The organism is Streptomyces sp. NRRL S-350, assembly GCF_000719705.1.
Taxonomy (GTDB): domain Bacteria; phylum Actinomycetota; class Actinomycetes; order Streptomycetales; family Streptomycetaceae; genus Kitasatospora.
In genome coordinates this window covers 1-18,812 of the sequence record NZ_JOHO01000004.1, presented here as the reverse complement: position 1 = coordinate 18,812, position 18,812 = coordinate 1, and the positions used below count along the sequence as shown (strand labels likewise).

The window sequence follows — 18,812 nt, the reverse complement described above, 5'->3', positions numbered from 1 at the left end:
GCTGCCATCCACCCCCCTCACGCACCGGAGAGGTGACTTCGTCATGCCCGAGATCTTCATCAACTACCGCACCAGCGATGAAGGAACGACAGCCACCCTGATCGAGCGGGAGCTCTCCCGGCGCTTCGGCACCGACCGGGTCTTCCGAGCCAGCAAGTCCATCCCGATCGGCCGGCCATTTCCCCAGGAGCTCCTGACCGCCGTCCGGCGTAGCAGCGTGCTCGTCGCCGTCATCGGTCCGCGCTGGGCCGACGCCCAAACTTCGGACGGACGACGTGCGCTCGATGACCCGGAGGATTGGACCCGGAGGGAGATCGCCGAGGCCTTCGAGACCGGAGCCCTGGTCGTCCCGGTGCTCGTCGGCCGCATGACACGGCTCGATCGGCACGATCTTCCCCCCGAGATCGCTGAGTTGGCGGACTGCCAGTACCGCCGGTTCGACATCCGTGACGCGGAGTCCAACCTCAAGCGCCTCGGGGACGACCTGGCCGAGGCGGTCCCCCAGCTCGCCGAGGCTGAGCAGCGGACCGCCAAGGAGCAGCGGGCGAGGGAAGCCCACACCGAGACCGGCAGCGTGGACGGAAGCCTGGTTCAGGCTCGGGACTACCGGCATGACCAGAGCGGTGGCATCGGCAACGTGGGCGGCGACGTGGGGACGTTCATCAACAATGCGAGTGGACCGATCCACACCGGGAGCGGCACACAGGACATCACCACCCGCACGGGCGGTGTCGAGTTCCATGGAAACGGCAACAACTACGTCGAACGGGGCACGGTCAACAACGACTTCCGCGGCCGGGGTGACCACGAGGGACGGCGGTGAGCGACGTCGGGAATGCCACGTGGATCGGTGACACTCAGGGGCCGACGCACACGGGTAGTGGAAGCCAGAACAACTACTCCTACTACTACTTCGCGTCGGAGCGACTGGTTCGCGGTGGGGCGGATCCCCTGCGGGTGGCGGCTGAGCGCCGGCGCTGGCTGACCCAGCGCTTCGTTCCGCCACGTGGATACGGGGAAGCGGTCAACAGGCTGGAAGACCCCGGCACGGCTGTGCTGATTTCCGGAGCGGACGGTAGCGGGCGGCGCACGGCAGCCGTCGTTTTGCTGCACGGCACCGGAGAGGCTCATGACCCTTTCCGTGAGGTCGCGTTGGATGATCACCAGGGCGATCCGATCCCGTTGGCTCCGGGTGAACGAGTTCTTATCGATCTGTCAGTCATATCCGAGGCGCGGTTTCCGGACGCCCAGGGCCTGGTGAGCTCGTACTGGCACAAGGTGGAGCGTGTCGGTGGCCGGCTGGCGGTGGTCCTGCACCAAGATCGCGAGTCTCTCCTGCATTCGGACCTTCGGCAGTTGCTGGTGCGGATCGGCCGACCCAATGGCGCGCACGTGCTGGTGAGGCATCTCCGTAACGCCGGTGTCGCAGTGACTTCTGCGGACCTGTACCGGTCGGCCCTCGGTGAGGTTGTGAACACCTCGTCCATGCGTGAGCTGCAGCGGCTGCACGAGTTGCTAACCGAAGCGCGTTCCGCGGGCGGTGACCTCGACGAATGGGCCGCCAAGGCTGTCGCAGCGCTTCGCGATCGTGGCAACGAGGTGGCCCAGCAGGTCGCCGAACTCGCCGATGGGCGCCAGCGGGCGCTGCTGTTCACGGCGGCGATGCTGGAGGGGGCTCCAGCGGATGCTGTCTTCCGGCTCTCCGATCGGCTGCTGAGGAAGCTCGGCCACCCCGAGGACGAACGGCCCCGCCTCGATCGTGCGGATCTGACCCAACGGCTGCACGACCTGCGCGTGGAGGTCTCGGAAGGACGGATCCGTTTCACGGGGCTGGCCTACGCGGAGGCTGTCCGTACTCATTTCTGGTTGTACTACCCAGACCTGCGGGGCGGGTTCGGAGACTGGCTCGAGGACGCGGCCAGGGAAACGGCATGGCTGGACACGCCGGATCGGCAGCGGCTGATCGTCCGATTGACCGAATCGGCTTTGAAGAGCGGTGACCTGGACGTACTGACGGGCCTGGTGGAGTCCTGGGCGGCAGAGACCAAGCTTCTGCCGGAGGCCATGTTGGTGCTGGAACGGGGACTCACGAGCGAGACCGGCGACTCGGCCTTCCGATCGAAGATCTACGAATGGGTGGTGGGGCAGCAACTGCACGCCAACCTCGTACGGGGTCTCGCACGGATCTGCGCTGACGTGATGGCTACCCGCCACCCGGGCCAGGCGCTCGTTCGCCTGCACCACCTCACGCGGCGGGAGGCCCAGGACGGTCCGCGGTACGGCCGGGAGGCCCTGTTCGAACTGGTCGGCAGGGACAAGCGCCTCTATCTGAAGCTGCTCGACCGCCTGTGCGAAGGCTTGGAGAGAAGAGTGCCGATGCGACCTGATGCCGGCATCTTCCTGGAACTGGTCGACCCGCTGCCGGGTTGGGTGCCGCGTGCGGAGGTCGTGCGGGGCTGGCGAGGGGTACTGGCGGTCTCGCCGGCCGAGGCGTGGGAGTCCGGGATCCGGACCTGGCTTTCGGCTGCGCGGCGGGCGCCGGACGGGGGCGGACGGCTAATGAGGGTACTCACCGATGCCGCCGACGGGCGTGTCGATGTGCTCAACCGCTATTACCGGCTGGCGCATGGCTGGGCGAATGAGGCCGATGACTCCCCTGCTGAGGCGAGCCGGGCGGAGGTCCTGGCGCGCTTCTGCCGGGAAATCGATCGCGCGCAGGGGATCGAACCGCTCGTCGGCGTGACCTGGGGGAGAGGGCTGTGAACGGCATGGGGAAAGTACCGATGGTCGGGTTGGCCATGGCTGCGGGGTCGGCGACCGTGGTGCTCGGGATGTCGGCCAGATGGCCGGTCTGGTTGTGGGCGGTGCCCGCGGCGATGGCCGTGTTGCTGGCCCTTCTGCTGGCATCGGCCAGAGCTCCGAGGCCGGATTCGGATGAGCCACCGTGGGAGAAGACTCGGGTGGTCTCAGTGGCGCTGCCGAGCCGGGTGCCGGACTACGACTTCTATTTCTCGGCGACGGTGTGGTGGCGCCCGATCCTGAACACGACCGGGCTCGTGCACGCGGACCCGGCCAGTCTGGCGGTCGAGACGGTCTTGGAGCGTGCCAAGGCGTTGACCGAACACGAAGTTCCCGGGCGGCTCGAATTGGTGCAGCACCGGTTGAACGGCCTGCTCGGTACCCAGAGCCAGGACCGGTCGGGGCTGGTGGAGGCCATGGGCGGCCGCGTCGAGCTCAGGCTGTCGGAGGACGACCGAAGTCGATTGGGGAAGCTGTCCGAGGTGCGCAAGACCGAGGAGGTGTGGGAGCACGAGCGGCGTTACGAGCAGAGCAAGCGGGCCTATCTCGGTGACGACGTCTTGAAGTCGCCAGGCAGCGCGGTGGTGTGGTGGCTGGCACGCCATGACGAGCAGGTCAAGGAGGCGGTCGACATGATCGGCCCGCTCGCACAGCTCTCGGCGGCGGCCAACGACGAAGCCCTGAGCGACCTGTACGAGCACCTGGGGCCGGGGGCCGGCTCGTTCCGGGATGACGACGAGGACGATGACGGGCCGACGGCGGGCCTGGCAGGCCCGCTCGGACCGTCAGGGCCGGCTGGGGGGACTCCGGTGATCGGACCGTTGAACCAGCTGCTGGATGACGTCGGCTTGCCGGAGCATTCCGATGAACGAAACGTCTGCACAAGGAGGTTGGCGGAATTCATCAACGCGGCTGGACGGCCGGAACACGCCCGGCTGATCAGGGAGGGACTGCTGGGCGAGGACAGTGCCGTTTCGGGCCGGCCGGGCCCTGCGAAGGATCGCGCCGCTGGTGGGACAGGTGCGCGCTTCACGAAGTTCGACGGATCGGTGAACGGGTCTCCCGCGAACGGGATGTCGCCGGGATCCGGGCACGGAAGCGAGGAGTAGGGCGCTCGGGTGGAGGAACGTGGACGCCTAGCGCACGGGTGGTGCGCGGTGGGGCGGGGGCGTGTGGTGGTGGGAGTGCGCTCGGCTGGGTGGGTGGCTTTGCGGGAGGGGGCCGGTGGTGGGGTGGGGTCGTACGTACGATCCGGGGCTGGGCGGTTGCTCGGGTGGCGGTTCGCTCTGCGGTTCGGTCCGCGGCTCGAGCGGGGGTTCGAGTGGGGGTTCGAGCGGATGGGTCATCTCATATGACTGTTTTGGTGTGCCGGTGTGGCGCCCGGGACGCGGGTCATTCTTGGTCCAACTGACGCGTCCAGAAAGGCTCGCCCGCCGTGACCCAGCCGTTCGAACTGCCGTCCTTCTACGTGCCGCATCCGGCACGCCTCAACCCCCACCTGGACGAAGCTCGGGCCCATTCCACGGGCTGGGCCCGGGAGATGGGCATGTTGGAGGGCTCCGGGATCTGGGATCAGGCCGACCTGGAAGCCCACGACTACGGACTCCTCTGCGCCTACACGCACCCCGACGCCTCCGCCGAGGTGCTGTCGCTGGTCACCGACTGGTACGTCTGGGTCTTCTTCTTCGACGACCACTTCCTCGACATGTACAAGCGCACCAACGACCGCGAGGCGGGCAAGGCGCACCTCGACCGGCTGCCGCTGTTCATGCCGGCCGACCCGGCCGCGCCGGTGCCCGAGCCGGCGAACCCGGTCGAGGCCGGCCTGGCCGACCTGTGGCGGCGCACCGTGCCGGCGATGGGGGAGGACTGGCGGATCCGGTTCGCCGAGAGCACCCGCAACCTGCTCGACGAGTCGCTCTGGGAGCTCGCCAACATCGACGCCGGCCGGGTGGCGAACCCGGTCGAGTACATCGAGATGCGCCGCAAGGTCGGCGGTGCGCCGTGGTCCGCGCAGCTGGTCGAGTACGCGGCCGGCGCCGAGGTGCCGACGGAGGTGTCGGGCGCGCGGGCGCTGCGGGTGCTGATGGACGCCTTCTCCGACGGCGTGCACCTGCGCAACGACATCTTCTCGTACCAGCGGGAGGTCGAGGACGAGGGCGAACTGAGCAACGGCATCCTGGTGTTGGAGCGCTTCCTGGAGTGCACCACCCAGGAGGCGGCCGAGGCCGTGAACGACCTGCTCACCTCGCGGCTCCAGCAGTTCGAGAACACCGTGTTCACCGAACTGCCGGTGCTGTTCGCGGAGACCGGGCTCGGACCGGAGGGCCGGGCGAAGGTCATGGCGTACGTCAAGGGCCTGCAGGACTGGCAGTCCGGCGGTCACGAGTGGCACATGCGCTCCAGCCGGTACATGAACGGCGGTGGGGCGGCGGCGGGTTCGGCGGGGGGCGTGGCGCCGGGCTCGGGCGGTGCGATGCCGGGTCTTCCGGGTCTGCCCGGGGTGCCGGGCTCCGGCAACTGGTGGGACCAGTACGCGATCGGCGGCATCGGCACCTCCGCCCTGGACATCCTGCGCAGCGGGGCGAGGGGAGCCGGGGCGGCAGGAGCCGGGGTGGGGGCGAAGCCGGTGGTGGATCCGGAGGCGGGAGCGGCGGCGGCCGGAGCCGGGCCGGCCGTGCGCCGGGCGCGCTCGCACGGCCACGTGCCGTTCCGGGCCGTCGGCCCGTCCCGACTGCCCGAGTTCAAGCTGCCGTTCGCCCTGACGCTGAGCCCGCACCTGGACGGCGCCCGGCAGCGGGTCGTCGAGTGGGCCGAGCGGATGGGCCTGCTGGACGCGGACCCGGCCGTCCCCGGCTCCGGCATCTGGGACGCCGAGGCGATGCGCGACTACGACCTCGCGCTCTGCGCGGCCGGCATCCACCCCGACGCCACCGCCGACCAACTCGACATCGACTCGGCCTGGTTGGCGTGGGGCACCTGGGCGGACGACTACTACCCGGTGGCCTTCGGCCGGACCCGAGACCTGACCGGCGCCAAGCTCGCCAACGAGCGGCTGACGCTGTTCATGCCGGTGGACGGCAGCCCCGTGCCCGAGCCGGCCAACGCGCTGGAGCGCGGCCTCGCCGACATCTGGGAGCGCACCGCGGGCCCGATGACCGCCGAAGCCAGGGCCGCGTTCCGCAGGACGGTCGAAGACATGACGGCGAGCTGGGTCTGGGAGATCGCCAACCAGATCCAGCACCGGATCCCGGACCCGGTGGACTACCTGGAGATGCGCCGCGCCACCTTCGGCTCGGACCTCACCGCGAGCCTCTGCCGCCTCGGACACGGGCAGACGGTGCCGCCGGACGTCTACCGGCACGGCTCGATCCGCGCGCTGGAGCACTCCGCCATGGACTACGCGACCATGATGAACGACCTCTTCTCGTACCAGAAGGAGATCGAGTACGAGGGCGAACTGCACAACGTCGTCCTGGTGGTGCAGAACTTCTTCAACTGCGACTACCCGGCGGCCGTCCGGATCGTCGACGACCTGATGCACTCGCGGCTGGGCCAGTTCCAGCACGTCGCGCAGAAGGAACTCCCGGTCATGTACGAGGACTTCGGGCTGGATGCGGCGGCCCGCGAGATGCTCGACGGCTACGTCAAGGAGCTGCAGAACTGGCTCGCGGGCATCCTGCGCTGGCACGAGGACTGCCGTCGCTACGGCGAGGCGGACCTGCGGCGGCACTTCGGCGCCGAGCGGGACATGGTGGCGGCGACGGCGGCCCGGCGGGCGGGTTCGGGGAGTCCCGGCCGGGCGCCGTCGGGAGGTTCCGTCGAGGCGTCGGCGCCCGTGGTTCCGGCCGTGCCCGTGGTCCCGACCGCGCCGGTGCCACCGCTGTCGCCACTGTCGCCGCTCCCCGCACCGGGAGCCGGAAGGGCCCCGGAGCCCTCGGCCGCCGTCCTGACCGGCGCGGTGCCGCTCGGGCCGACCGGCCTCGGCACGACCGCGCTGCGACCACCGCGCAGCGGGGCGGTGCCGAAGCACTGAGCGGGCCCAGGGGTGGGTGACCTCCCGGCGCACCCGTGCGGGCCATCCCGCGCGGGTGCGCCGCGGCGTGGCTAGGCTGGCGAATCGGGGGTCGGCGTGTGCCCCCCGGCGCGCGCTCCAGCCACACACGAGGGCAGGGACAAATGGCTGCGCTACCTGAGGGCACACCCTGTTGGGCCGACGCGATGTTCACCGACGTGGAGGGCGCGAAGGCCTTCTACGGCGACGTACTGGGCTGGACCTTCGGCGAGAGCTCGTCGGAGTTCGGCAACTACACGCAGGCGTACTCGGACGGCAAGGCCGTCGCCGCGGTCGTGCCGCCGATGCCCGGCGACCAGTCGCAGTCCGCCTGGTGCCTCTACCTCGCCTCGCCGGACGCCGGTGCCACGGCCGCGCGGATCCGCGCGCACGGCGGCGAGGTGGTCATGGGGCCGATGCAGGTCGGCGACTTCGGCACGATGGTGATCGCCAAGGACCCGGGCGGTGTCGTGTTCGGCGTCTGGCAGGCCGGGCGCCACGAGGGCTTCGAGAAGCAGGGCGAGCCCGGCGCGTACAGCTGGGCCGAACTGGTCACCCGTGAGCCGGCGAAGGCGGACGCCTTCTTCCCGGCCGTCTTCCCATACGGCGTGCGGAAGATGGACTCCGAGGAGTTCGACTACCGGATGTTCCAGGTCGGCGACCGGCCGGTGCTGGGCCGGATGGGGGCGGACAGCGGAGTCCTGCCGCCCGAGGCGCCGTCCTACATCAGCGTCTACTTCGCCGTGAACGACACCGACGCCGCGATCGAACGGCTCACGGCGCGCGGCGGCAGGGTGTACTTCGGGCCCATGGACAGCCCGTTCGGCCGGTTCGCGGCGGTCGGCGACCCGCAGGGTGCGGCCTTCGGGATCATCGACCTCGGACGGACCGTAGGCGAGCAGCCGAACACGGTGGACGCCTGATGGGGGAGCGCGAGGAACTCGTCGAAACGCTCGACAAGCACCGCAGCCTGCTGCGACGCACCGTCCGCGATCTCACCGACGCCCAGGCGGCCGAACGCACCACGGTCAGTGAGCTGTGCCTGGGCGGGCTGGTCAAGCACGTGGCGGCGGTCGAGGCGCGCTGGGTGCGGTTCATCACCGGGGGCGCGGAGGCGATGCGGGGCGGGGACGGAAGCAGGGGCGGGGGTGCCGGCGGTTCCGGAGGCGCCGGCAGTTCCGGGGGCACCGGCAGTTCCGGGGGCACCGGCAGTTCCGGGAGTGCCGATGCCTGGGCGGCGCAGTTCCGGATGGCGGAGGGCGAGACCCTGGCAGGACTGCTCGCCGAGTACGAGCGGGTGGCGCGCGGCACGGACGAGCTGGTCCGGACCCTGCCCGACCTCGACGTCGCCCACCCGCTGCCGTCGGCGCCGTGGTTCGAACCGGGTGCGGCCTGGTCGGCCCGGCGGGTGCTGCTGCACCTGATCGCCGAGACTGCGCAGCACGCCGGGCACGCCGACATCATCCGGGAGGCGCTGGACGGGGCGAAGTCGATGGGGTGAAGCCGACCAGGGGAAGCCGACCCGGGTGAAGGCGGACGCCGGCGGCGGGCGCGGGGCTCAGTCGGGCGCGGGGCTCAGGGGACTTCCACGCCGAGGAGTTCGCGCAGCGCCCGGCCGCCGTCCGGGGTGATGCGCAAGGCCCGGCCGGAGCCGATCCGCTCCACCCAGGCGCGGTCCAGGGCGGTCCGGCAGAGCGCAGCGCCCAGCGCTCCGCCCAGGTGGTTGCGGCGCTCCGTCCAGTCCAGGCAGCTGCGCACCACCGGCCGTCCGCCGCGGCGGCCCGTGCGCGGCGGCAGTTCGATCGCTTGGTCGGCCAGCCATGCCCGGCCGTGTTCGGTGACGGCCGGCCCGGTGTCGTCGGCGACCAGGCCGCGGGCGAGCAGCGCGTCCGAGACGGCCACCCCGAGGCGGCCGGCCAGGTGGTCGTAGCAGGTGCGGGCGCGGGCCTCCGCGCTCAGCCGGGTGGCCTCGCCCAGGGTGCGCGGCGCGGGTGGGCCGCTGCCGCCGGACTCGGCGAAGGAAGTGAGGTCCTCCAGCAGGGTGGCCACCGCGGGCGAGGCCACCCGGACGTACCGGTGCCGGCCCTGCCGCTCCTCGGCCAGCAGTCCGCCCGCGACCAGCCGCGACAGGTGCTCGCTGGCGGTGGACGGCGCGACGCGGGCGTACCGGGCCAGCTCGCCGGCCGTCCAGGCGCGGCCGTCGAGCAGCGCGTCGCAGAAGGCGGCGCGGGTCGGGTCGGCGAGGAGGGCGGCGAAGGCGGCGAGTGCCCGGCCGTGGCGGTCGGGGCGCCGGGCCGGGCCGGGGTCGGTGCGGGGTTCCGGGGACATGCCTCCATGGTCGCCCCGGCACAGTTCGGCGGGGGCCGAAACGAGCCGGGACCACGATGGCGGCATGAGCGAACCCACGGTGGCATCCGGCTTCGGAACAATGACCTTCTCCCGCTACGACGACGTCACGGCGGCCTTGGCCGACCCGGCGTTGGTCCCGCTGCCCGCGGCGCCCGTCCCGCCCGTCCCGCCCGTCGCGGTGGGCAGCGTGCTGGGCGGCGTGTCGGGCGGTGCACCGGCCGGTACCCCGGGCGTGGCCGCCGGGGTGGCCTGGCTACGGGCCTCCGTCGCCCGGTTCAGCTCGGGCGAGCCGCATGCCCGCCGTCGGGCCCTGGTGCTGGCCGACCTGGAGCGGCTGGACCCGTCCGCGCTGCGGGTGGCCGCGGCAGCCGGCTTCGACCCCGACGTGCGGCGGCGGGTGGTTCGGGTGCTCGCGGAGGCGCTCGGCCTGGCCGACCCGGAGGCAGTGGCGCGGGACGTCGCAACGGTGGCCCGGGCGTACTTCGCGGACTCGCCGGACGATCCGGAAGCGGACGCCGCGGTGGCCCGGCTGCTGCCCGCCATGGGAGACCCGGACGAGGAGACGGCCGCGAACCGGATCGGCCTGCTCGTCCAGGCCTGCGACGCCACCGCCGCCCTGGTCGAGGCCGCGCGCCGCAACGAGGGCGGACTGGCCGCCGCGCTGCGGGAGGACCCGCCGGTACGGGTGATGCGCCGGCTCGCCGCCCGGTCGACCGAGGTCGGCGGAACCGCCGTACCGGCCGGGACGCACCTGGTGCTCGACCTCGCGGCCGCCCAGGCCGAGGCGCCGGACGGCGTGGCGCTCACCTTCGGAGCTGCCCCCCGGGTCTGCCCGGGGCGCTCGCACGCCCTGGTCATCGCCGAGGGGATCCTGCTCGGTGCGTCCGACCCGGCGGACCTGGCCTCGGGGGATGCGGTTCCGGCGGACGCGTCCGCGGCGGACGCGGTCCCGGCGGACGTGGCCCCGGCGGACGTGGCCTCAGTGGCCGCCGAGACGCCGGCCGCCCAGGGCGGAAGCAAGGCCGAACTCGTCTCCCTGGTACCGGAGATGGTCGACCACGTGCTGGATCTGGCCGCCACCTGGCCGGCCTGGGACGGCCGCCCGATCGTCAATGCCGAAGGGCGAACCTATACGCCGCACAAGGCAGTTCGTCGCGTGGTGGACCATCTCATCGACCACCTGGCCGAGTTGGAGGCCAGACTGGCCGGGGAGCCGACCGAGCCCGACCACTGGCACGCCTCCAACGCCACCACCCCGGCCGACCTCGCCCCGTTCACCGTCGCCGACCTGGACGAGGCCCGCAGCCGCCTCACCCGGCTCGCCGGGATCTGGGCCCGCCGGGTGGCCGCGCTGCCGGACGCCTGCCTGGACGACTCGCCGGGCACGGGCTGGAGCTTCCGGCAGGTCGTCCGTCATGTCTCCGAATCCGGGTACTACGCGGACTCCGTGGGGGATCTGAGCTCGGTGGAGGCCGCGGTCGTGGGCGAGGAGGCGGTGTGAACCCGCAGTCCGTGCCCATCTCGCAGCCCGCACGAGCCCCCGTAGCCCCGACCGACTGCCCCGCAACCCCGACTGCCCCGTAACTCCGACCGCCCCGCAACCCCGACTGCCCCGCAACCCTGACTGCGCCGTAACCCCGACCGCCCTGCAGACCCGACCGCCCCGGAGCCCACGCCATGACGCCCTTCGCCGCCCTGCACCACCGCCCCGGACACCCGCTGCTGCTCCCCAACGCCTGGGACCATGCCACGGCTGCCGCCCTCGCCGCCGCCGGCCACGCCGCGATCGGCACCACCAGCCTGGGTGTGGCAGCCGCCGCCGGGCTGCCCGACGGCGCCGCCGCCACTCGTGCGGAGACCGTGCGGCTGGCGCGCCGACTCGGAGGCGGCGGCTTCCTGTTCAGTGTCGACGCGGAATCCGGTTTCAGTGACGACCCGGACGAAGTGGCCGCGCTGGCCGTCGAGTTGGCTCGGGCAGGAGCGGTCGGCATCAATCTGGAGGACGGCCGGGCGGACGGCACGCTGGCGCCGCTCGCCGTCCATGCGGCGAAGGTCGCGGCGGTGAAGGCGGCCGTGCCGGAGCTGTTCGTGAACGCCCGTACCGACACCTACTGGCACGGGCAGGACGACCCGGAACCGGAGACGCTTCGCCGCCTGGACGCGTACCGGCAGGCGGGCGCAGACGGCGTGTTCGCGCCGGGGCTGACCGAGCCGGCGGCCATCGGACGGCTGGTCGGTGCGGTCGGCGTCCCGCTCAACATCCTCTGGACGCCGACCGGTCCGGGCCTCGCCGAGCTGGCCGCGCTCGGGGTGGCCCGGGTCAGCCTCGGCTCGCTGCTGTACCGCTCGGCGCTGGCGGCTGCGGTGGCCACGGCGGCTGCCGTCGCGGCGGGTGAGCCGGTCGGGCCGGTGCCCGGGTACGCGGAGGTGCAGGCGCTGAACGGGCGGTGAGCCGAGCCGAGGCCGTCCTCAAGCCCGGACATCACCCTGCCGGGCGTCACCCCTGCCAAGGACGTCACCCCTGCCGGGCGTCACTCCTTCCGGCCGTCACCCCTTCCGGCCGTCAGGCCCTCCCCCTTCGGCCCTGGCTGCCCACGAGGCCTCGATCCCGTCGAGGATCAGCCGGACGCCGTTGAGGAAGGCGGAGTCCCGGCCGGCCTCGATCTCCCGCTGCACCTGGGTGGTGTACAGCCGGTGCAGTCGGGGGTGGTCCTTGGTGGCCTCGGCGACGGCTGGCAGGAGCTGGTCCATCCACTCCTGTTCGCCCAGGCCGCGCTTGGCGAGGGCGCTCAGCCAGGCGGCCTCCACGGTGGCGGTTCCGATGGTGTAGCCGATGACGACGCCCATCGCCTCGTTGGCCTGGGCGAGGTCGAGGCCGGACTCCTCCAGGAGGGCGAGGAAGGCCTCGGAAAGCCGCATCCAGCTGGGGCCGAAGTAGACCATCCCGACGTCGCCGAGCACCGAGACCATCCAGGGGTGGCGGAGGATGACCGCGCGCACGCCCTCGGCGCACTCCTCGATGGCGGCCCGCCACACCTTCGGGTCGCCTTGGGGGGCGTCCGTCCTCGGCAGCGGGAGTTCGGCGAAGACCTGGTCGACGACGAGTGCGAGCAGTTCGTCCTTGTTGGCGACGTGGGTGTAGAGCGAGGTGGCGCCTGCGTTGAGGCGGGCGCCGAGCTTGCGCATGCTGAGCGCCTCGGTGCCGTCGCTGTCCAGGAGGGCGAGGGCCTGTGTGACGATCTGCTCGCGACTGAGCGCGGGCTGGTCCCGGCGGGGTCGTTGGGGGCGGGTCCACAGGGTGGGGATGCCCGACGTTCCGTCGTCCGGTGTGGCCGCCATCGGCTCTCCTCATCGCTCGTGATCACTCGTGATCGTTCGTGATCACCCGTTCGGTCCGTTCGGTCCTGTCCGGTCCCGTCAGGCGTCGTCGGTTCAGCATAAGTCGCTCCGCACAGTGTACGGCGTTGCGAACACTGTGCGGCCTCCGTACAGTGTTCGGAGCGGCGCACGCTGTTCCCGTGGGGACGGAGGGCGGAGTGCGCCGCGCCGACTTCCGCGCGGCCGAGGCCTGCGCGGGCCACCACTCGCGTCGGTGAGTCCGACGGCCGAGAAGTTCGAAGTTCGAAGGGGGAACGTGATGGAACGCAATCCGCGACGCTGGCTCATCCTGGTCGTGCTCTGTCTCAGCAGCCTGGTGCTGGTGATCGACAACATGGTGCTCACGGTGTCCATCCCGCCGATCGCGGAGGACCTCGGAGCCGGGGCGCAGGACATCCAGTGGATCATCGACTCGTACATCCTGGTCTTCGCCGGACTCCTGCTCACCTCGGGAAGCCTCTCCGACCGCTTCGGGCGACGGAAGGTGATGATCGTCGGACTGGCCCTGTTCGGTGCCGCCTCGCTGGTAGCGGCCGTCGCCCACAGCCCCGGCCAGCTGATCGCCGGACGCGTCCTGATGGGCGTCGGCGGCGCGCTGGTCATGCCGAGCACGATCTCCATCCTGATCACCGTCTTCGACGACGACGAGCGGCCGAAGGCGATCGCCGCGTGGACCGCGGTCGCCATGGTGGGCCTGGTCGGCGGGCCGGTGCTGGGCGGCGCACTGATCGCGCACTTCTGGTGGGGCGCGGTGTTCCTGCTCAACGTGCCGGTCGCGGCGGTCGCCATCCTCGCCGCGGTGCTGCTCATGCCGGAGTCCAAGGGGCCGTGGCGCCGACCCGACCTGCCGGGCATGGTGCTGTCGATGGTCGGCATGACGGCGCTGGTCTGGTCGATCATCGTGCTGCCCCGCGACGGCTTCACCAGCCCGGGCACGCTCGGCGCGCTCGCCGTCGCCGTGGCCGCGCTGGCCGGGTTCGCCGTCCGGCAGGTCCGCACCGACTCGCCGATGGTCCCGCTCAAGCTGTTCCGCAACCGGGTGTTCACCGGCGCCAGCTTCTCGCTCGTCCTGCTCACCTTCGCCACCGGCGGACTGATGCTGGTCCTCACCCAGTACCTGCAGTTCGTCCTGGAGTTCTCGCCCACCGACACCGGCCTCGCCTTCATCCCGCTGGCCATCGCCTCGCTGGTCTTCAACGGGATCGGCGCCGCACTCGGCAAGAAGCTCCCGGCGCGGGTGCTGACGGCCGTCGGCATGCTGGTCATCGCCGGCGGGTTCGGGCTGCTGGCCACACTCTCCGTCGGCGACGGATTCACCAAGGTCGCCCTGGCCATGCTGGTGCTGGGCGTCGGCTCCGGCCTCGGGATGCCGGCCGCCGCCAACGCGCTGATGGGTGCCATCCCCGGCGAGCACGCGGGCGTCGGCTCCGCGCTCAACGACACCATCCAGCAGTCCGGAGCCGCGCTCGGCGTCGCCGTTCTCGGCACCGTGCTCTCCGGCACCTACACCGGCGCGATGCCCGACGGCGCCCCCGCCGCCGCGCGCCACGACATCACCGGCGCGCTCGCTGTCGCGGGCTCCACGGGGGACGGCGGGCTGGTCGCGGCCGCCCGCGAGGCGTTCAACACCGCCACCTCCACCACCTTCACCGTGGGCGGCATCGCCGTCGTGGCGGCCGCAGCGCTCACCCTGCTGCTGATGCGCGGCAGTGCCAGTGGCAGCAGCAGCGGTGGCGACGGCGGTGCGGAGGCCGCCGAGAGCGGGCCCCCGTCCGGGCCGGTGGCCGAGACGGTCGGCTGAGCCGCCACCCGGGCGCCGTCCGCGCGGGCCGGCCCACCGGCACCACGTCGACGAGCGCCGGTGGAGCGGGACGGCCTGTGCTGCTACGGCAAGCTCCTCGTCCGGCTACGTGCGGTCCTGGCGGAGTTCGGCGTTGATGCGCAGGGCCTCTTCGAGTTGGTCTTCGAGGATGATGATGCGGCAGGCGGCGTCGAGGGGAGTGCCCTGGTCGACGATCTCGCGGGCGCGGGCGGCGATGCGCAGTTGGTAGCGGGAGTAGCGGCGGTGGCCGCCTGCGGACCGCTGCGGGCTGATGAGTTTGGCCTCGTCCAGGCTGCGGAGGAAACCCGGCGTCGTGCCCAGGATCTCCGCGGCCCGGCCCATGGTGTAGGCCGGGTAGTCGTCGTCGTCGAACTTGTTCTCTGCGCTCATGTGGTCCGCCGTGTCGTGGTTGGTGGCGAGGGTGGTCTGTTCCACCAGCACCTTCTTTCTCGGGAAACGGGTCGAGGGCCCCGGCGCGCAATTGCGCCGGGGCCCAGGGATATGAGGATTCACTGCACCATCTACTGCACTACTGCTGCCGGCTGATGCGCCGGCCTGCGGCGTCCGCACTGCCCGGGGGAGGGGCAGGACGCGGGGATCGCGTATGCGTGACCGAGGACCACCTCTTCCATGACGTTCCATGACGATGGTTACTGCGGTGACCGCCCGGCGGGAATGCGTGCCGTGGCGGGCGATCCGACGGGGTGAACCCTTCCCTTCTCCTCTGATGTGCATCGTGCGTACTGCTGGTACTGCCGTTTACCGCTGTACTGCGCTTACTGCTGGTACTGCCTACTGCTGTTACTACCTACTGCTGGTACTGCGTACTGCTGGTACTGCGCGTGCGCGACCGCCGCCGCCCCGGACCCCATGCACGACCGGGTCCGTGACGCCCGGCAGGTCACCCGCGTTCCGCCAGGACCCCTCCTGTCATGACCGGGGCCCCGCGTACTGACGACCTGCACGCCTCCTGCATCACTGTCGGTGTTGCGAACTGCGGTACTGCCCGGGCAGTTCATGTCTGCCCGCCCTGCTTTCCTGCTCTTCCAACACCAGGAACACTACACACGCCATCGGGCAATGTCTACTCTCGCCAGCAGAGGTTTTCGTGTCCGGGTGAGGGACCTTGCGCGGGTGGCCCCTGGTCGCCCGTCGCCCCGGCCCCGGTGCCTGTCGAGCACCTGTCGAGCACCTGTCGGGCTCCGGTCACGCGTCGTGCGGCCCGGTCCGGGGCCGTCCGTTCGGGGGTGTCCGTTCCGGTGGGTTCCGGCGGGCACTATCCTCGGGTTCATGTCGAACCCTGATGGGCTGCTCGTCGACATCGCCGCGATGGTGGAGTCCGAGAGCAGCAACCAGATGCCCCTGACCGTGGTCGTCCCAGGGGCGGTCATCACCGGCCGGCTGGCGCCGGAGCGCCTGTGGCATGAGCGGGTGTCCGAAGTCCTTGCCGCCTCCGACCACTTGAAGCCATTCGCGGCCCTCTTCACGAGGCCCGCCACCGGCGACGGTGGCGCAGGCGGCGAAGGTGCGGCCTCGTCCGCCGCGCGGCCCACCCACCTGCACCTGCACGTCGCCCGGATCCTGCAGGGCAGCTACGGGCTGCCCCACACCGGGGGCATGTACCGCATCGCCATCGCGGACATCAGCAGCTGGACGGTGGGAGACCTCAGCTACTCCGACCAGTGACCGTCCGCTCGCCGGGCTGCGCCCGTCAGGGCTCGGCGGCTGCCGTCGGACCTGTTGCGGCCCGTCACCCCGGTGGGGGTGACGGGCCGGTGTCTCAGGTGACGGGCCGGTGCCTCAGGCGGCGGTGGTGAGGTCGGCGCGGCCGAACAGGATCGCGTGGCCGTGCGGCAGCTGGGCGAGGAGGCGGTCCGTCAGGGGCTGGCCGACGAGTTCCGTGAGCGCGGCGAGCACCGAGGTGGTGTGCCAGCGGGCGGCGTCGGCGGTGGTGGCCAGGGCGGTCGCGACGGTGTCGACGAAGGCGTGCGCGTCCAGCGGCTGGGTGAGGGGGATCTGGTCGGCGAAGGCCCTGCGGGCGTGCTCGGGCAGGGCGGCGGCGAGGTCGCAGCGTTCCTCGCCGATGAGCTGGCCGCCGAGTGCGGCCAGGACGGCGCGGAGGACGCGTTCGGCTTCCCGGTCGGTGTCGTAGCGACCCAGGTCGCGGACTCGTTGCACGAGCTGTTGGTATGCGGTCATGTCGGTGGCTTCCGGAGGTGGTGCGGGGGAGGCGGCGCGGGCGGTCGGGGGAGTCACGGCCGCTGTCCCGGGTGGGGGCGACCGAAGAGGAGGTCGTAGCCGGGGGGAAGCTGGAGCAGGACGCGCTGGGTGAGGTCGTCGCCCGCGGCGTCGGCCACGGTGCTGAGGACAGCGCCGATGTCCCACAGGGCGGTGCTTTCGGTGGCGCCCTCGATCCAGGCGGCGGTGGCGCGCACGAACCGCTCGGGGGTGAGGGGTTCCGCGGCCTGCAGCGGGTTGAGCAGGATCAGTGCCATGGCCTCGGGCAGGTGGGCGGCGAGGTCGGCGCGGACCCGGCCGGCCAGATGGGCGCCGAGCAGCGCCAGGACGACGCGGGACGCCCGCTCGGCCTCCTGGGGGGTGTCGTATTCGCCGCGCTCCCGGACCAGGTCCAGGAACGCCTCCCATCGAAGAGTCACCACGCATCTCCCTCCGTTCGGGTGGCGCCCGTCGGCGCCACGGCCGCGGTCACGGCTGGACGGGGTGTCCGGGACGCGGGCTGTTCCGCGCGGCGGAGGGGGGTGGCCGCGCGGAACAGCCCGGTCCGGGGGTCAGGCCTGGATCTGCTTGCGGTCGCCGCTGCGGTTGATCGCGATCTTGCGGGGCTTTGCCTTCTCCGCGACCGGGATCTTCAGGGTCAGCACGCCGCTCTCGTAGTCGGCGCTGATCCCCTCGGGGTCCAGCGTGTCGGACAGCATGACCTGGCGGGAGAAGACGCCGAGCGGGCGCTCGGACAGTTCCCACTTCACGTTCTCACCCTCGCGGCGGGGGCGCCGTTCGGCCTTGACGGTCAGCATGTTCCGCTCGACGTCGATGTCGATCGCCTCCGGGTCCACCCCGGGCAGGTCGAAGCAGATCACGTACTCGTCGCCGGTGCGGTACGCGTCCAGCGGCATGGGGGTGGGGCGGGACCACGTGCCGGTCGTGTTGAGGAACTGCTGGGTCAGTCGGTCCAGCTCGCGGAACGGGTCGGTGCGCATCAGCATCGCGAAACACCTCCATCGGACTGATAGGTGCCAGTGCGCTTCACCTGAATCTGTTCTAGCATGTCATCCATCCGATGACAACAAGGCGAGTCGCCAGGAGAGTGACACCGCATGGCAGAGCAGCCCAAGCCCTCCCCGGCCGGCGGCAACCCGCCGCCCGAGCCCGCGTCCTTCCTCGCCGCGGCCGCCGCGCTGGCCGCCATAGACGACGCCGTCCGCACCGCCCAGACCCCGGCCGCCGACCCCACGGGCCCCGGCCCCGCACCGCAGACCGGCCCCGACCAGGCCCTGGCCGCCCTGCTCCTGCTGCGCGAGCTCCGTACCGAACTCGCGGGCTGGGAAGCAGGCCTGGTCGAGACGGCCCGGGCAGCAGGCGCCACCTGGGCCGACCTCGCCCAGCCCATGGGCGTCGCCAGCCGCCAGGCCGCCGAGAACCGCTACCTGCGACTGCGGCCCGCAGCCGGCCCCACCGGCGCGGCCGGCACCGGCGCCGAGCGCGTCAAGTCCGTGCGCGACCGCCGCGCCGCGGAGCGGGCCGTCACCACCTGGGCCCGCGCGAACGCTGCCGACCTGCGCGTCCTCGCCGCCCAGATCACCGCCCTCGGCGACCTGACCCCCGCAGCCGGCCCCGCCCAGGCCGCCCTCACCACCGCCCTCGGCACCGCCGACGCCGCCGACCTGCTCGCCCCCCTCGCCGGCGTCCGCCCCCACCTCGGCGCCCGCCACGCCGACCTCGCCTCCCGCCTCGACGCCTACACCGCCCACACGGACCGACTCCGCCATGACAGCAACCGGCGCCGAGCCTGACGGGCCTGCCACCGACGCACCCGACCCTTGGCAGCGGATCGAGGACGGGCTCACCCAGGTCGGCGAATGCCTCCGCACCGAGACCGGCGCGGCCATCACCGCCATGGACGCATGCCTGGCCCGACTCGACGCCCTCCGCCGGACCCTCGCCCACCACCCCAGGCCCCCGCACTAGCGGCCACGCGCGAGCCACCCGCCTGCCGCAAGGACCTCGGCGGAAACCGGTGCGCCTCCCTGGTCGCGGCGGGTGCAGCGCCCGCCGCCGGGACCGCACCGCAGAACGACGAAGGCCCGGACCGTCGAAGGCGGTTTTTAGTGGTCGTTGCAACACGTGGTCGGTTGTCTAGGCCGCGAGGAGTTTAGCCAGACGCTCGGCTGG

General features: G+C 72.0%; 18 protein-coding genes. 12 read left to right on the top strand and 6 right to left on the bottom strand.

Annotation, left to right across the window (positions count from 1 at the left end; all coding sequences use genetic code 11):
• Positions 1 to 43: 43 nt before the first annotated feature.
• The 6 genes from IF30_RS0105465 (at position 44) to IF30_RS0105440 (ending at position 8,354) form a co-directional block, all read left to right on the top strand.
• The gene (locus tag IF30_RS0105465) at positions 44 to 823 is read left to right on the top strand and encodes a toll/interleukin-1 receptor domain-containing protein (protein ID WP_030232710.1); all 780 of its coding nucleotides are present in this window, start codon (positions 44 to 46) and stop codon (positions 821 to 823) included.
• Positions 820 to 2,763, top strand: a complete 1,944-nt coding sequence (locus IF30_RS0105460; protein ID WP_051709285.1) for a hypothetical protein — start codon at positions 820 to 822, stop codon at positions 2,761 to 2,763. The genes IF30_RS0105465 and IF30_RS0105460 overlap by 4 nt, the downstream gene beginning before the upstream one ends.
• Positions 2,760 to 3,908: a hypothetical protein gene (locus tag IF30_RS40995; RefSeq protein WP_158834763.1), complete on the top strand. Its 1,149-nt coding sequence runs from the start codon at positions 2,760 to 2,762 to the stop codon at positions 3,906 to 3,908. The genes IF30_RS0105460 and IF30_RS40995 overlap by 4 nt, the downstream gene beginning before the upstream one ends.
• 326 nt (positions 3,909 to 4,234) lie before the next feature.
• Positions 4,235 to 6,835, top strand: a complete 2,601-nt coding sequence (locus IF30_RS49090; protein ID WP_234322593.1) for a terpene synthase family protein — start codon at positions 4,235 to 4,237, stop codon at positions 6,833 to 6,835.
• A 143-nt stretch (positions 6,836 to 6,978) separates the two neighbouring features.
• Complete coding sequence (locus IF30_RS0105445; RefSeq protein WP_030232699.1) at positions 6,979 to 7,776, top strand: VOC family protein; 798 nt, start codon at positions 6,979 to 6,981, stop codon at positions 7,774 to 7,776.
• On the top strand, positions 7,776 to 8,354 hold the full coding sequence (locus tag IF30_RS0105440; protein ID WP_051709281.1) for a DinB family protein: 579 nt from the start codon (positions 7,776 to 7,778) through the stop codon (positions 8,352 to 8,354). Before IF30_RS0105445 ends, IF30_RS0105440 begins: the two co-directional genes overlap by 1 nt.
• Before the next feature lie 74 nt (positions 8,355 to 8,428).
• On the opposite strand, the gene IF30_RS0105435 is transcribed toward IF30_RS0105440, so the two are convergent.
• Positions 8,429 to 9,181 (bottom strand): ArsR/SmtB family transcription factor, encoded by a 753-nt coding sequence (locus tag IF30_RS0105435; RefSeq protein WP_030232695.1) that lies wholly within the window; start codon positions 9,179 to 9,181, stop codon positions 8,429 to 8,431.
• Positions 9,182 to 9,245: 64 nt separating this feature from the next.
• On the opposite strand from IF30_RS0105435, the gene IF30_RS49085 reads away from it, so the two are divergent.
• Positions 9,246 to 10,703: a cytochrome P450 gene (locus IF30_RS49085; RefSeq protein ID WP_234322592.1), complete on the top strand. Its 1,458-nt coding sequence runs from the start codon at positions 9,246 to 9,248 to the stop codon at positions 10,701 to 10,703.
• 176 nt (positions 10,704 to 10,879) lie between these two features.
• Positions 10,880 to 11,653, top strand: coding sequence for an isocitrate lyase/PEP mutase family protein (locus IF30_RS0105420; protein WP_030232693.1), 774 nt, complete (start codon positions 10,880 to 10,882; stop codon positions 11,651 to 11,653).
• Positions 11,654 to 11,749: 96 nt separating this feature from the next.
• Here IF30_RS0105420 and IF30_RS0105415 read toward each other — a convergent pair whose 3' ends face one another.
• On the bottom strand, positions 11,750 to 12,541 hold the full coding sequence (locus IF30_RS0105415; RefSeq protein ID WP_037899082.1) for a TetR/AcrR family transcriptional regulator: 792 nt from the start codon (positions 12,539 to 12,541) through the stop codon (positions 11,750 to 11,752).
• 298 nt (positions 12,542 to 12,839) lie between these two features.
• Here IF30_RS0105415 and IF30_RS0105410 point away from each other — a divergent pair, with 298 nt between their 5' ends.
• The gene (locus tag IF30_RS0105410; protein ID WP_030232690.1) at positions 12,840 to 14,381 is read left to right on the top strand and encodes an MFS transporter; all 1,542 of its coding nucleotides are present in this window, start codon (positions 12,840 to 12,842) and stop codon (positions 14,379 to 14,381) included.
• Positions 14,382 to 14,486: 105 nt separating this feature from the next.
• Here the strand turns inward: IF30_RS0105410 and IF30_RS0105405 are convergent, their stop codons facing one another.
• Positions 14,487 to 14,792 carry a MerR family transcriptional regulator gene (locus tag IF30_RS0105405; protein ID WP_030232688.1) on the bottom strand — a complete coding sequence of 102 codons (306 nt, stop codon included), beginning with the start codon at positions 14,790 to 14,792 and terminating at the stop codon, positions 14,487 to 14,489.
• Positions 14,793 to 15,692: 900 nt separating this feature from the next.
• Here IF30_RS0105405 and IF30_RS0105400 point away from each other — a divergent pair.
• Positions 15,693 to 16,088 (top strand): hypothetical protein, encoded by a 396-nt coding sequence (locus IF30_RS0105400; protein ID WP_030232686.1) that lies wholly within the window; start codon positions 15,693 to 15,695, stop codon positions 16,086 to 16,088.
• Positions 16,089 to 16,202: 114 nt separating this feature from the next.
• Here IF30_RS0105400 and IF30_RS0105395 read toward each other — a convergent pair whose 3' ends face one another.
• From IF30_RS0105395 to IF30_RS0105385, 3 genes are all read right to left on the bottom strand, one after another.
• A complete protein-coding gene (locus tag IF30_RS0105395) occupies positions 16,203 to 16,580 on the bottom strand; it encodes a DUF2267 domain-containing protein (RefSeq protein WP_234322591.1) in 378 nt (125 codons plus the stop codon).
• A gap of 74 nt (positions 16,581 to 16,654) precedes the next feature.
• On the bottom strand, positions 16,655 to 17,059 hold the full coding sequence (locus IF30_RS0105390; protein WP_030232681.1) for a DUF2267 domain-containing protein: 405 nt from the start codon (positions 17,057 to 17,059) through the stop codon (positions 16,655 to 16,657).
• A 132-nt stretch (positions 17,060 to 17,191) separates the two neighbouring features.
• Entirely contained in the window at positions 17,192 to 17,626 is a 435-nt protein-coding gene (locus IF30_RS0105385) for an Hsp20/alpha crystallin family protein (protein ID WP_030232680.1), read from the bottom strand.
• Between the two features lie 111 nt (positions 17,627 to 17,737).
• Between IF30_RS0105385 and IF30_RS0105380 the strand changes: the two genes are divergently transcribed.
• Both IF30_RS0105380 and IF30_RS0105375 read left to right on the top strand, forming a co-directional pair.
• Complete coding sequence (locus IF30_RS0105380) at positions 17,738 to 18,433, top strand: hypothetical protein (RefSeq protein ID WP_030232676.1); 696 nt, start codon at positions 17,738 to 17,740, stop codon at positions 18,431 to 18,433.
• Positions 18,408 to 18,608, top strand: coding sequence for a hypothetical protein (locus IF30_RS0105375; protein ID WP_030232673.1), 201 nt, complete (start codon positions 18,408 to 18,410; stop codon positions 18,606 to 18,608). Before IF30_RS0105380 ends, IF30_RS0105375 begins: the two co-directional genes overlap by 26 nt.
• The last annotated feature ends 204 nt before the right edge of the window (positions 18,609 to 18,812 follow it).

What these genes read in the sequence shown, in the direction of transcription:
- IF30_RS0105465 (WP_030232710.1), top strand. Translation starts at nt 44, where the DNA reads ATGCCCGAGATCTTCATCAACTACCGCACCAGCGATGAAGGAACGACA.
- IF30_RS0105445 (WP_030232699.1), top strand. Translation starts at nt 6,979, where the DNA reads ATGGCTGCGCTACCTGAGGGCACACCCTGTTGGGCCGACGCGATGTTC.
- IF30_RS0105440 (WP_051709281.1), top strand. Translation starts at nt 7,776, where the DNA reads ATGGGGGAGCGCGAGGAACTCGTCGAAACGCTCGACAAGCACCGCAGC.
- IF30_RS0105435 (WP_030232695.1), bottom strand. Translation starts at nt 9,181, where the DNA reads ATGTCCCCGGAACCCCGCACCGACCCCGGCCCGGCCCGGCGCCCCGAC.
- IF30_RS49085 (WP_234322592.1), top strand. Translation starts at nt 9,246, where the DNA reads ATGAGCGAACCCACGGTGGCATCCGGCTTCGGAACAATGACCTTCTCC.
- IF30_RS0105420 (WP_030232693.1), top strand. Translation starts at nt 10,880, where the DNA reads ATGACGCCCTTCGCCGCCCTGCACCACCGCCCCGGACACCCGCTGCTG.
- IF30_RS0105415 (WP_037899082.1), bottom strand. Translation starts at nt 12,541, where the DNA reads ATGGCGGCCACACCGGACGACGGAACGTCGGGCATCCCCACCCTGTGG.
- IF30_RS0105410 (WP_030232690.1), top strand. Translation starts at nt 12,840, where the DNA reads ATGGAACGCAATCCGCGACGCTGGCTCATCCTGGTCGTGCTCTGTCTC.
- IF30_RS0105405 (WP_030232688.1), bottom strand. Translation starts at nt 14,792, where the DNA reads ATGAGCGCAGAGAACAAGTTCGACGACGACGACTACCCGGCCTACACC.
- IF30_RS0105400 (WP_030232686.1), top strand. Translation starts at nt 15,693, where the DNA reads ATGTCGAACCCTGATGGGCTGCTCGTCGACATCGCCGCGATGGTGGAG.
- IF30_RS0105385 (WP_030232680.1), bottom strand. Translation starts at nt 17,626, where the DNA reads ATGCTGATGCGCACCGACCCGTTCCGCGAGCTGGACCGACTGACCCAG.
- IF30_RS0105380 (WP_030232676.1), top strand. Translation starts at nt 17,738, where the DNA reads ATGGCAGAGCAGCCCAAGCCCTCCCCGGCCGGCGGCAACCCGCCGCCC.
- IF30_RS0105375 (WP_030232673.1), top strand. Translation starts at nt 18,408, where the DNA reads ATGACAGCAACCGGCGCCGAGCCTGACGGGCCTGCCACCGACGCACCC.